The organism is Bacillota bacterium (genome assembly GCA_013177945.1).
Lineage (GTDB): Bacteria > Bacillota > DSM-12270 > Thermacetogeniales > Thermacetogeniaceae > Ch130.
This window is the reverse complement of sequence record JABLXW010000023.1, coordinates 1-10982: the sequence shown is the minus strand read 5'-3', so window position 1 is coordinate 10982 and position 10982 is coordinate 1. Positions and strand designations below refer to the sequence as shown.

Annotated in this window: 16 protein-coding genes; 1 reads left to right on the top strand and 15 read right to left on the bottom strand. The window is 56.4% G+C overall.

Annotated elements, in window-relative coordinates; translation table 11 throughout:
* Positions 1–36: 36 nt before the first annotated feature.
* The 9 genes from HPY58_12775 to HPY58_12735 form a co-directional block, all read right to left on the bottom strand.
* Positions 37–267: a hypothetical protein gene (locus HPY58_12775; GenBank protein ID NPV30495.1), complete on the bottom strand. Its 231-nt coding sequence runs from the start codon at positions 265–267 to the stop codon at positions 37–39.
* A 277-nt stretch (positions 268–544) separates the two neighbouring features.
* Positions 545–790: a hypothetical protein gene (locus tag HPY58_12770; protein ID NPV30494.1), complete on the bottom strand. Its 246-nt coding sequence runs from the start codon at positions 788–790 to the stop codon at positions 545–547.
* Positions 791–970: 180 nt separating this feature from the next.
* Positions 971–1324 (bottom strand): hypothetical protein, encoded by a 354-nt coding sequence (locus tag HPY58_12765; protein NPV30493.1) that lies wholly within the window; start codon positions 1322–1324, stop codon positions 971–973.
* Between the two features lie 23 nt (positions 1325–1347).
* Positions 1348–2571 (bottom strand): hypothetical protein, encoded by a 1224-nt coding sequence (locus HPY58_12760; protein NPV30492.1) that lies wholly within the window; start codon positions 2569–2571, stop codon positions 1348–1350.
* A complete protein-coding gene (locus HPY58_12755; GenBank protein ID NPV30491.1) occupies positions 2568–2792 on the bottom strand; it encodes a hypothetical protein in 225 nt (74 codons plus the stop codon). Before HPY58_12755 ends, HPY58_12760 begins: the two co-directional genes overlap by 4 nt.
* A gap of 81 nt (positions 2793–2873) precedes the next feature.
* Positions 2874–3662: a hypothetical protein gene (locus HPY58_12750; protein NPV30490.1), complete on the bottom strand. Its 789-nt coding sequence runs from the start codon at positions 3660–3662 to the stop codon at positions 2874–2876.
* Positions 3663–3752: 90 nt separating this feature from the next.
* A complete protein-coding gene (locus HPY58_12745) occupies positions 3753–4214 on the bottom strand; it encodes a hypothetical protein (protein NPV30489.1) in 462 nt (153 codons plus the stop codon).
* A gap of 11 nt (positions 4215–4225) precedes the next feature.
* Positions 4226–5665: a hypothetical protein gene (locus HPY58_12740; protein NPV30488.1), complete on the bottom strand. Its 1440-nt coding sequence runs from the start codon at positions 5663–5665 to the stop codon at positions 4226–4228.
* Positions 5662–7812 (bottom strand): tape measure protein, encoded by a 2151-nt coding sequence (locus tag HPY58_12735; protein ID NPV30487.1) that lies wholly within the window; start codon positions 7810–7812, stop codon positions 5662–5664. Before HPY58_12735 ends, HPY58_12740 begins: the two co-directional genes overlap by 4 nt.
* Before the next feature lie 68 nt (positions 7813–7880).
* On the opposite strand from HPY58_12735, the gene HPY58_12730 reads away from it, so the two are divergent.
* Positions 7881–8192, top strand: a complete 312-nt coding sequence (locus HPY58_12730; GenBank protein NPV30486.1) for a DUF4389 domain-containing protein — start codon at positions 7881–7883, stop codon at positions 8190–8192.
* Between the two features lie 194 nt (positions 8193–8386).
* Here HPY58_12730 and HPY58_12725 read toward each other — a convergent pair whose 3' ends face one another.
* Genes HPY58_12725 through HPY58_12700 form a run of 6 tightly spaced genes read right to left on the bottom strand, consistent with a single transcriptional unit; the run spans position 8387 to position 10841 of the window.
* Positions 8387–8737 carry a hypothetical protein gene (locus HPY58_12725; protein NPV30485.1) on the bottom strand — a complete coding sequence of 117 codons (351 nt, stop codon included), beginning with the start codon at positions 8735–8737 and terminating at the stop codon, positions 8387–8389.
* 23 nt (positions 8738–8760) lie between these two features.
* The gene (locus tag HPY58_12720; GenBank protein ID NPV30484.1) at positions 8761–9309 is read right to left on the bottom strand and encodes a hypothetical protein; all 549 of its coding nucleotides are present in this window, start codon (positions 9307–9309) and stop codon (positions 8761–8763) included.
* 19 nt (positions 9310–9328) lie between these two features.
* Positions 9329–9709 (bottom strand): hypothetical protein, encoded by a 381-nt coding sequence (locus tag HPY58_12715; GenBank protein NPV30483.1) that lies wholly within the window; start codon positions 9707–9709, stop codon positions 9329–9331.
* A gap of 6 nt (positions 9710–9715) precedes the next feature.
* Positions 9716–10078 carry an HK97 gp10 family phage protein gene (locus HPY58_12710; GenBank protein ID NPV30482.1) on the bottom strand — a complete coding sequence of 121 codons (363 nt, stop codon included), beginning with the start codon at positions 10076–10078 and terminating at the stop codon, positions 9716–9718.
* A complete protein-coding gene (locus HPY58_12705; GenBank protein ID NPV30481.1) occupies positions 10078–10374 on the bottom strand; it encodes a hypothetical protein in 297 nt (98 codons plus the stop codon). Before HPY58_12705 ends, HPY58_12710 begins: the two co-directional genes overlap by 1 nt.
* Positions 10371–10841 carry a hypothetical protein gene (locus HPY58_12700; GenBank protein ID NPV30480.1) on the bottom strand — a complete coding sequence of 157 codons (471 nt, stop codon included), beginning with the start codon at positions 10839–10841 and terminating at the stop codon, positions 10371–10373. Before HPY58_12700 ends, HPY58_12705 begins: the two co-directional genes overlap by 4 nt.
* Between the last annotated feature and the right edge of the window lie 141 nt (positions 10842–10982).

Below are 10982 nucleotides of genomic sequence, written 5' to 3'. Positions count from 1 at the left end.
AGCGGCAGCGGTGGCATTCAGAGCTACTCCCTCGCTTTAACCGTAACGCTCAACTATTTTCGAGAGGCAACGCACGTTTGAACAGCACACGCCTACCGTGTCACCGTCGGGTACAAACGCTCCAAGGTTCTCTCGAGTGACAGGCTCCCCGCACACCACACATTTGAGTTGGCCGGAATCTATCGCACTTGAGAGACCAACAGCAACAAGGACCTTATCCAAGTCGTCCTTGTAGACTGCATTTATGACCTCGGTTACAACAGACATGTTTCCTGCCTCCCGGTTGGATCTAGTTCTACTAAGAATATCGGAAATCCTTGTCAACTTAAACACCCTTCGCTTCTGTGTCAGAACCACGACAGATTATTCCCCGGCCTACCGAAAAGATACAACGTTTGACCGGAATAATAGGTACGAAGGGATGTTCGTCGGCTTAAGAGTTAGATTAATGGGGCCAAAGACGCAGGGACGATTTCTCAAAAACTCGTTTACCTGCGTCTTTGGCCTTCGTTCGTCCGAGTCTGACCGTGTTCGTACGTAGTGTTTAGCGATGGTCGCGGTAGTCAGCTAGACGTCGCACGTGGAATCTCGAGGTCTCTACCCAGCCGACCGCTGCTTCGATTTCCAGTAGCGCAGCGTTGACCTCGTTACTGCTGAATACTCCCCTCAGAGAATAGACGAGCCGTTTCCCGGACTCTGGGTTGGGGTAGGACCGTTTGAGCTTCTCGCTGTCTATCCCGAGTGCCCTGGCTAATTTGTTCAGGGCCGCGAAATAACGTTTCTCGCTCAATACGGACGGCCTGCGCCACCAGCGCCCCTAAGCTCTGTTTCGACGCGGGTTTCCCAAATCCTGCCACTACCAAAACAAAAAATCCCCCGGCTCTTCGCCGGGGGAAGCAAGGTTGCGAGTCATCGCGAGCGCTTAATAGTGCTCGACGATAGTGCAAGCAACGATATTCCGCGTAGGATACTACGCCGCTGGCGCTGCCTTGATCTCCTCGCCAGCGTCCTTCATAGCCTTGACCGCAGCTTCAATGATTGCTCGCCACTGTTCATCCGTGAAGGCTAGCCCGTACTTCGCAGCCTGATCTCTGGCCATTTTCAGCGCTTCGTCAAACTTCTTTCGAATATCTATCTGCCGGCTGGCAGCAAGCTGTTCCACGGCGGCGACCGCCACACGCGCGATGTCAACTGCCAAGTCCATCTGCTTCTTTGAGACGTGAGCTTTGACCCACTTGGCCACGTATGTCGCCCCAACTAGGATCACTATCTGGATGCACCCGATAAGGATTTCCTGCACCGCAGCCACTATCCGAGGATCCATCATATCTTCTCCTTTCCCCGCCACTAGGCGGATGATAATGCCTTAACGACCGTCTCCGCTATCGTCCGGGCGATCAGCCCGAAGTTATCAAGAATCCAGCGCACCTCCTTTTCGTCGTCGTGGAAGCAAACTTCGAGATAGACGCACGGGGCGTCCGTCTCGGAGATTTCGCGCAAGTCTGAGCGGGCCGTGAACCAACCCTTACCGTGAGGATTTAACCGCCCAAGGGCATCGTGTAGCGCCGTCGCTACTCTCTTACCTACAGCCGATCCTGGATAGTGAAATGCAACTACGCCCAATTGCGCCTTTTGTCGCTCTTTCTCAGACATAGCAGGTAAGGCATTGCTATGGAGAGCAAGGTGAAGATCAATGTCGAGGAGGTCAGAGAAGGTTATAATGTGCGATAGCTTTTGGCCTCTCAGCGAAACAATGGGCGCATGGCCTAGTTTCACCAGATGGTAACCCACAAGCCAGGCCAGTTCGTGCATTCTCTGTTGCTCCGTCCCGTAGTCGCCGAGCCCCTTGTTCTCGGGTTGCTGGGACGGAGACAGATATACTCGCAAAGGTCTTTTAGGCATCTTTGGCACCTCTTCGCGGACTATCTCATCGACGATTCGGTTGAACATGAGAGCGGAGCACACTTGCCGAGCCGACGAGCCAAGCAGCGCTCTTCCAGTGTTATCGAGTACCCCTACACTGCCTCCACCGTCGAGGGCAATAGCACTCGAGCACCCTTGTTGCTGCATGATAGTGGCAACTTCGTCGAGGGTAGCTCCATCGGTCGCAACGTAGACCACCATACCATCAGATCGAATCCCGATTGCCGCTCTTTCGCAAACGTCAGCGGGACGCAGGCCGGAGTACCCGTAATGGTTGATCTCCTCGGCGAGATTGCACAGATGCCCGGCTCTAACAAGCCACGGGCCTGCTGAGAATGCCAACTGAGCCTGTTGCGCTTCGACAAGCGTAATCGAATCGAGAATTTCTGCTCGACCGTTCCTGATAACAAATACGGGCCACCTCGGATCGCCAGTCGTCCATACCTTTCCGCCCTGGGCCAGCAGGCTAACTGACGGCCCGTTCGGCCCCGCGCGGTACTCAACATTGCAGGCTCGAACCCAGTCTTTGCACACCCACCGCGAATAACCAGCTGCAATGTCCCGAAGCGTTATGCCCGAGCGTCCGTCTTGAAGTGGCGGAATTGCGAGGTCGAGATCTTCCGGTCGAGCAACAATGACTCGTCTCACGTTTGCATCACCCGCAGCCCCAATGCTGCGAGGAGCGCAGCGACAAGTACCCGTATCGTCTCAATCAGAGCCTGCTCCCATGTCTTTTTGCCATTGCCGTTCTTATTGAGCCAGTCCTCAATCTTATCAAGGCGCCGCTTAATTTCAGGGAGCTCAGTATTAAGCGCCCTCTCTATCGAACCGAGGCGATACATGACTTCTTCACGAAACTCTTGCTCCATCCGCCCCACCTCCCGCATAGACAGAAAGACATAAACACAAAGACGGCCTTCCGGCGGTCGGGTTGGCAGAGTCGCACATAGCTAGACGATAGCCACGTAGTAGTATGTTATTCTCGGTTTGTTCAAAGAACCGCAACTAGACGAGAATGAGACGTAGAACCCATTGGTAGTAATCTCCGGTACAGCTACTCTACCGTTCTGTTTCATGAGTCGAAAATCAGGAGGACTGGAACCCGACATACCCACACCATACGTTGTACCCGCAATCCCTATGCCCAGGCCGTAATCGCCAGTTGAACCGTGTCCGACCACCATGACCAACTTTGGTGTCACGCCTATGTTGATAAGGCGATCAGTTTTGCCGTCACCAACGTACGAGCCGGCCAGGACACGCGCGAACACGTCGACGTAACCTTTGGTTGCGATGTCGTCAGAAGCTACTGGAGCAGCGACCTTGGCCCGCCCGCTGGCATCACGCAGAATGATACGGTTTGCCGTCGCCGCGCTGGTCGCACCGTGGGTGGCCGTCAGCGCAGCGTGTGCATCCACCTTGGCCTGAGCTCCGCTCGGCGTCTCGTGCCCAGCATGCGGAGCGGCAGCGGAAATGTGGCTAGCAGCAGCCGCGAGTGTGGTATCCGGCGCATCGTACCAGTTGGTCTTGCCCGTGATGCGCCTGATCATGTTAGCAAAGAAGCTTTGCAGCTGTAGCAGCGTCCCGCTGGCCTGCGCGGCCTGATTCTGGTCCGGGGTGCGAATATCCGTCTCTACCATCTTGTGTGCCGCTTCAATACCGGCCTCGATTTTGTTGAGATTTTCCGCAGAGATGCCAGGTGCTCCCCCGTTTACCCAGGTAGTCTTCGTGTAAGCCACAACCAACCAAACCTCCTTGAATTGCCTCGTAAAGCTCAAGGGACGACCCGAAGGTCATCCCCGCGATAAATCAAGTCAAAATCGGGCCTCTTACGGCGCCCTGGAAATCGTGTCCGTCCTGACGATCTGTAGAGATTCAAGCTCCGTCTTGAGGTGGGACCAGAGGACCCGAGCAATGAGGACTCCACTATCTTTTGCGTCCGTTGCATTCGGTCCAGCAAACACCCCGATTTCTTCAATTTGAAAATTAGCCTCGGATGGTGCGATGTAACACGTACTCGAAACCCGGCCGGTTCCTGGGAGTTCTTGCTTAGTGACGGCTTTCCTGAACAGTTCGTTGCCTAGTTTGGTATCAGAAGCCGAAGGCGGCGCAGTCGAATTCCCAAGCGCAATATACCGAATTTCGGTCGGCGGATTGATAGAGCCGTCTAGAAGATCGCGGATGTAATTGAGGCCTGCGTCGGTGATGAGGTTTTGGAGCTCAATCGTTTTGCGCTTCGTCGGTGTCGTGATGATGATCTCGAAGGTACCAGTCCACAAAATTCCCATCATAACGTTCACCTCTAGCAGGGGTATAGCGTTGGGCTGGGGTAAAGGCTTGATGACGGAATCGGGCACGCGAAAACTGTCACGGGCATCTGCTCCGCCCATTGCCAGCCCTCTTGACTCTGCACAAGGCGAATAAGAACCTGGTACTCGCGGATGTTTTCCCTGATGACGAACGCCTGGCCGCGCGATGCCATGTTTTTGAAGAACTTTGTCCAGCCGCCGACAGCTTCTCCCGATATCGCCCGCACCGAGTACAGCCACACGCCGGGTGACTCCTCTGACAGGTCTACCGCCTCGACCAGGAAGTCCTCCGCCACGAGGCCGCGATCGGGAAGATTCACCGTCAGGATCTGGCCCGGCCGCAGACCTCCTTGATAAGTGCGGAACGAGATGCGCTTCATCAATTTCGCATACTTGCGCAGCTTTGCATTCCCAGACCGGATAGCAGCCTCCCTGCTAGACAGATACGGCTCATCTTCGACCGCCTCATAATACCCTGTCCCACCTTCGACCCCTTTGCGCTCCTCGATCGCCGCGTAGTCGTCTACCAATACCACGACATCGAAGAAGCCCTGGTACGTGACCTCCAGAGTGTCCGAGGCTGTCAGAACCGAGCCGCTCGAATCTTGCGTTAGGACAGGATCTCCCTTGTTCCAGTAAAAGTCTTTTCCCTCGTCGATCCCCTTGATCCCGACAGTCTTCACGACGCCGTTTACCTTTACCGTTGGCACCCTCGCGATCGGGAAGCCCACAGTCCATGTCCGGCTTGCTCCGTCCCCTTTGAACTGCTCCACCTGCGGATCCGTGATATCCTTCCCCGCCCTGATGTACTGCCGGTTCCTGTATCCCTCCCGTGACCGCTCGATCTGCAGCTCCCGGAACTTCAGCGGGCTATCCAGCACCCACGGGGCAGCATAGGTCGCCCGTTCAACAAAATGCAGTATCTTCTCGGGATCGATCCACCACGAGAAGCCTGCGAGTTCCGCCAGCTTGTCCAGAGCCGTCGTCGCCGGCACGTAGTTAAAGACCGCCTCGACAACGATCGGGCCTTCCTGGACCGAATCTGGTCCGCACGAGATTCCTTCTCCGGCCAGGTACTTCGAGACCAGGTCCGCGACTATGCTCCCAGCCGGCGTGTTCTCGTATGTTTCTGCGACGATGCGCCGGTCAGCGATCTGGTGCCAGTCTACACAATCAACTTGGTACTGCCGTTGCATCGCGCCTTGTGCAACTTTGAGCTGCACCGCCCTGTCTATCGTCCCAGCGAAGACTTTACTCCCGTCGTGGACTATTTCGACGACCTCGCCCGGCTGGAGGACCGGGCCGAGAGTGTTATCGAGGTCATTCACGAGGAAACCTGCGGTGCTCCGCTCGCCTATGGCATCCGACACACGAAGTGTGCGCAGGTCAACGATGCTGGTTCTATCTACTCCGTCTATGAACACCTGCATCACAACAGCACCCCTGCGAGGCGGAGTTTACGCACGATCTGTTCTCCGATACGGTCAACATCATAGTCCGAAGCGATATGGTTACCCGTGATGTTGATGGTGACCTGAGCAGGCATACGATTGAGGGGGATGACTGCTTCCGGCCCACGCTCAGCTAGCTGGTAAATACCTGGCTTCGTAACAATGCCTCCAGCCTGCAGTCCGGGCGGTTCGACCCCGTACATCCATTTGAATATCTCCCTTTGCTGCTCGGGGGTAGCTGCGTAGTACATCTCCTTGACTCGCTGCCAGAGGGCTTTCAAACCTTCGGCCCCATACTGCTGGATGACCGCGCTCCGGGCATACTCCCGAGCTTGCTCGGCGGTGATAAGTCCCGCCCGTACGGCCGGCAGAGCCTCGGCATAGCGGCTCGAGAAATAGCTCCTCACTTCGTTCGCCAGCTTCGCCACCTTCGCACTGGCCTCATCCGCCGACTTGCCCAGGTTCGCAAAACTCGCCGACATGGCCTCGAGCGCCGGGGTAGATTCCTTCGCCGTGTTCTTCAGGACATCCGCAAACTGGGCCATGGTCGGCCCGGTCTGCTCCACGGTGTCTTTCGCGCCCTGCTTAATCGCATCGAACTGCGAGGTCACCGGACTATCGAGGCGCTTTTGCTCAATCGTGGCACGCCAGCTGTCCCATACCTCCTCCCAAGACTGGGGCAGGAGCTTGACAAGCGGTCGCACCGCGTCCATCAATCCACCCAGGAACCCGAAGAACAGCTTTTTAATGGCACCCCATATAACGGCGGCGCTCTGGCTGAGCATTTTCCACACCTGTTGGAAGGTCGCCTTCATAGCCTCCCACGCCCCCTGCCAGTCACCGGACAGGAGTTTCAGGGCAGTCTTGATAATGCCGAAGATGACGGTCATCGCATTTGAGACAACCCACTGAATGACCTGCCAGATCGGTTCGTACACGGCTACTATCGTCGACCAGTAAAAGTCCCAGACAGCCTTGAAGGCACCTAGCATCCTCTGGACAAAGGTCACGATGTCGGGCAGAATCTCACGGATGAATCCCGCAATACGGTTCCATTGCTCGATGACAAAGGGCGCAATATGCTCCATAACCCAGCGGATAACATCGCCGATCATGCTCCAGGTGGTGGAAACAACGGTCGAGACGACCTGATGTGCGCTTGCAATAACGGCTTTAATTGTCTCCCACGTCGTTTCAGCGGCAGGGACCATACGTTCCCAGACGGTTTTTATGTTTTCAAACGACAAGCCCGCCTTGCCGGTAAACTCGGCTATTTTCGAAGTCAAACTCTTGAATGAAATGCCTTGGATGACCTCGCTGAATCGCAAAAGGAGAGGAAGGATCTTTTGCTCCCAGAGGTCGTACAGGGGCTGTAAGGCCTTGGCCATGAATATTTGAACGTTGTCTTTCAGAGTACTCCACATCCCGGGCGCGGTCTTGGAGATCCGATCCATTGTGCCGCCGAAGCGCTCCTCGAGCCCGACCACGAGCGCATCGATCGCCGCCTGCGCCGGGACCAGTCCCTTCGACACCATCTCCTGCAATTGCTCCGTGGAGACGCCCATCTTCTCAGCCAAGATCGCCCAGGACGGGATCCCTGCCTCGGTCAGCTGCAGCATCTCCTGCGACGCGACTTTGCCACGTAGCGACATCTGCCCGAGAGCCAGCACAACACGGTTAACGGAGTCCTGGCTCAGTTTGCCGGACGCCGACAGAGCATCGCCAACGGCCCGCAGAACCGGGATGACCCGGTTCGCCTCGATCCCCATCCCCTGCAGCTGCTGAGACGCGCTGATAAGTCCTTCGAGCTGAAACGGCGTCCGGGCGGCAAACTCGGTCATCTCTCGGATGTGTCGGTTTGCCTCATCGACTGACCCCATCATGGTGATGAAACCGAGCCGGGCAGTACTCAGGGTCTGGTTAAGTTGCCAACCGGCCTTTACGGTTGCCTCAAACCCAGCCTTCATCGCTTGGAAAACGCCCATGCCGGCAGCGAAGGAAAGGCCTTGCTTCAAGATGCCCGATATCGTCGCGATAAAGCCTTGACTCTTCCGACGTACTTCGTCTAGGCCTTTCTCGTAAGGACTTGTATCAATGCCCATCCGGACTATGAGTTCCTCGACGAGCATGGTCCCGTCTCCTTGAGAAGGAAAACTTTGTTTCGAAGTTGAAAAGTGTGACCGGAGGTAATTGATGAATGGCCTACGAAGACTATCCGGTTCAGGTCTATATTAAGTACCCCGAAAGGCGGCAAAGGCTGGCTATCTTGCTCTACCTCTGGCGTCTTATTTCATGCATTCCCCACGGTTTCGTTCTTGCCGCCTGGAATCTCGCGTCCGTCGCTTCCACGTTCCTGATGTTGTGCGCAGCCCTGATTACGGGCCGATTCCCACGGGGCATTTTTAAATTCAACGCTGGCCTTCTGCGGTACGAAACCCGTGTGGCTGCATACCTCATGCTCCTGAGTGACCGCTATCCCCCGTTTTCCGGCCGCGGACCCGAGGAGTAAGACGAAGCTGGAGGTAGCCTCGTGCTACCTCCAGCTCAGAAGTTCTGCGATGGACCACTTTTGCTCCGTGGCCGGCTGAAAGAGTCGGTCGCGCACTCGCAGCAGGCTGTGGAGCTCCCGTAGTGTGCTGCGCCAAAAGTCCTGCTCAGAGAAGCCGAGTAGCACACGTGCGGCATAATACCACGACGCCCAGTCTAAGTCCCCGTGTTCGCCGGTGGCACCGGCGAGGACGACGTAGGGTCCAGCTTCGGCATCGCCTCGGCGAAGGCCTCGCTGATCGCTTGAGCGACGCGGGGTATGTCTGCCAGGGTAAGCATGCTTCCAATCTGCTCCTCCGTGAGTGCCGGGTCCTCGTGTACGAGACCGGCATGAAGAAGTGCCCGGATTGCCTTCACCGAAGGCTTCTGTGTAAGCGAGTGCAACGCTGTATCAATATCGCCGAACTTGTCTTCCAGCAACGCTAAAGCATTAAAGTCGTAGCGCAGCTTACGCTTCCGGTCTAGTTCGATGATTACCGGCTTCGTTCTTACATCACTAGCTGGCACAGATAACCACCTCGTTAGGCTCGCTAGGCAATCGGTGTAGCGGTCTCATTGAACACGATGTCTAGGAGCTTCTTGTTCGACGCGGTCCGGATCGCCTGTCCGGTTGCTTTCAACACTGCGAACTCGTTCCCGATGCTGAATGCAGCTCCGCCGGTACACTTGCACTTATACAGGACAACGTGTACATCACCGAGGCCTTCTTCAGCGTAAACGGCCTGGCCCTCAAGCTTGAACCATCCCGGGTGCTCACTTGCGAGGCTATAGACGTTCTGCTGACTCGGAGTCGTACCCGTCAGGGTAACCGTCCCGCCAAGCAGAATCTTGAGCACATCCAGCGGAATCTTTGCGGAATTCCAAGTAAAGTTTATCAGTCGCACTCGGGAGAAGATGTCCAGTATCTCGTCGTCCCCCTCGAGGATTTTCGTTTCCATCTCGGGGGTCAGCTCCAGGGTTTGGATACCGGGGATGTCCACGGCCACATCGTATGTCGGTTCCGTGCCCGAATCAGCAGTCATCTTGCTGATCTTGCAGTCCTGAAGCAGTAAGACCTTGCTCGCGTTCGGCAACGGCATCAGTCATTCCTCCCTCGGTTTAGTCCCGGCGCGTCCGCGCCGAAATGTTGAAGACAAACGAAAACCGCCCATTCCCATCTTGCTCGAGGAAGAAAGGTGGTTGCAGCGCCTGCACCACCATCTTCCGCCCGTCAACTACGACCAGCCGATTTCCCGGCCGGTCGAGCAGGTTGAACGCCTGCCAGATACGGAGATGAGCTTGAGAGTAGCTCTTGTCGCGGACTCGTACCTGGACAGTCAAGTGCACGTCGGGCAGTACTGGGTCAGGCGGATATCCGCCGGTCGGATACAGCACCAGCATGTTGTCCGGCTGGTCGGGCATCCTGCCCTTTAAAATGTCAACGCCGACGGCTCCAAGCCCGCCGGCGGCGAGATACGTCGCTATGTCGTCTATGAGCAATCTACATCACCCGCTCCGCAGAGCTTGCTTCACGGTATCCCTGATGTACTTCACATACTTCTTCGCATTCTCTTTAAAGGGGTCCTCAAGGTACTTTGCTTTACCGCCCTTCGGATGGCGGAACTCCACGTGCTCATGCTGCACGATGGCGTAGGGCAGGTCATAACCCACGGTAAGGCTGACCTGCGAGCCCTCTTGACGCAGCGGGCTCACCAAGCAATTCGCTTTGAGGTCTCCAGTATCAATCGGAGCCTGCATCGCACTTTTGCCCTGGAGGTCAGCAGCGCAGGCACACAGCGCAAAGATAGCAGCCTGCCTAGCTAGTGCTTTTGCTTTCGGTCCGTACCATTTCAGTTGGAAGTCGCCCATCAGACTGCCACCTCTCGGTACTGCACCACCCCGTCCAGGTCCACGACCTCGCTGACCGTAATGACTGGCCAGTCGCGCCCGGCGTAGTTCAGAACGTCCCCGGGCTGCACGGGCTCGACACAGTAGACCTGCGCCTCCGACACAACCTCCTGCCCCTGCCGGTCGCGCACAAGCCGGCGCTTCGCTTCCCAGCGGACCCGGATGACGGTACCAGGTTCCTCGGGCACCGGCGGGTAGCCGTCGTAACTGACGACCCGCTTCCATACCGCAGTCTGGTTCAGATAGTTACGGATCACCTGATGCTCACCGCCCCCGCAAGGTACGGCTTGAGGAGCTCAAGCGCTTCGCGGCTCAGGAGCTTTAGGCTCGCCCGGTACTCCTCGGTGACGTTACCGAACTGCACCCTGATGACATTCTGCTCCTGTGCCTTGGTACGGGCTGAATTGCCATACCTCAGTAACGCAAGCGCTTCTTCGCACTGGGCCGCCTTGACCGCCTCTGGCACCTCGCCCGAGTCCTCGAACCCAATTACGCCGATCCGGTTGAAGACCGGCATCATCCGGGGGAACTCCAGCAACTGTGTCTCTGAGGCCTTGACACCCTTGAACGCCAGCCTGTTTATTCTCCGGCAGGCCTCTTTGAGCGCTCTTTCTTTGGTGGTGTTGTCTGCGTTACGCCACTCGTCTGCGTAGAGCTTTCCGTCGAAGTATTTATTGGCTTCGGTGAGGGTGACGAATGAATTTGTCCCGACGTAGAGGGCCATATTCCGGCCTCCCTCCTGCGGCGGTTAAACGCCGTTACGCTCATATAACCACCTCTCTAATTCGAGAGGGAGGCAGGTAATTCCTGCCTCCGGTTAAATCTTGTGCTTGAAGCATACTATACGGATGTTCTTGGGCTCATA

Bases quoted from the DNA above. Each gene is read 5' to 3' on its own strand.
- HPY58_12775 (NPV30495.1), bottom strand. From the start codon at position 267: ATGTCTGTTGTAACCGAGGTCATAAATGCAGTCTACAAGGACGACTTG.
- HPY58_12765 (NPV30493.1), bottom strand. From the start codon at position 1,324: ATGGATCCTCGGATAGTGGCTGCGGTGCAGGAAATCCTTATCGGGTGC.
- HPY58_12755 (NPV30491.1), bottom strand. From the start codon at position 2,792: ATGGAGCAAGAGTTTCGTGAAGAAGTCATGTATCGCCTCGGTTCGATA.
- HPY58_12745 (NPV30489.1), bottom strand. From the start codon at position 4,214: ATGATGGGAATTTTGTGGACTGGTACCTTCGAGATCATCATCACGACA.
- HPY58_12735 (NPV30487.1), bottom strand. From the start codon at position 7,812: ATGCTCGTCGAGGAACTCATAGTCCGGATGGGCATTGATACAAGTCCT.
- HPY58_12730 (NPV30486.1), top strand. From the start codon at position 7,881: ATGGCCTACGAAGACTATCCGGTTCAGGTCTATATTAAGTACCCCGAA.
- HPY58_12720 (NPV30484.1), bottom strand. From the start codon at position 9,309: ATGCCGTTGCCGAACGCGAGCAAGGTCTTACTGCTTCAGGACTGCAAG.
- HPY58_12710 (NPV30482.1), bottom strand. From the start codon at position 10,078: ATGGGCGACTTCCAACTGAAATGGTACGGACCGAAAGCAAAAGCACTA.
- HPY58_12700 (NPV30480.1), bottom strand. From the start codon at position 10,841: ATGGCCCTCTACGTCGGGACAAATTCATTCGTCACCCTCACCGAAGCC.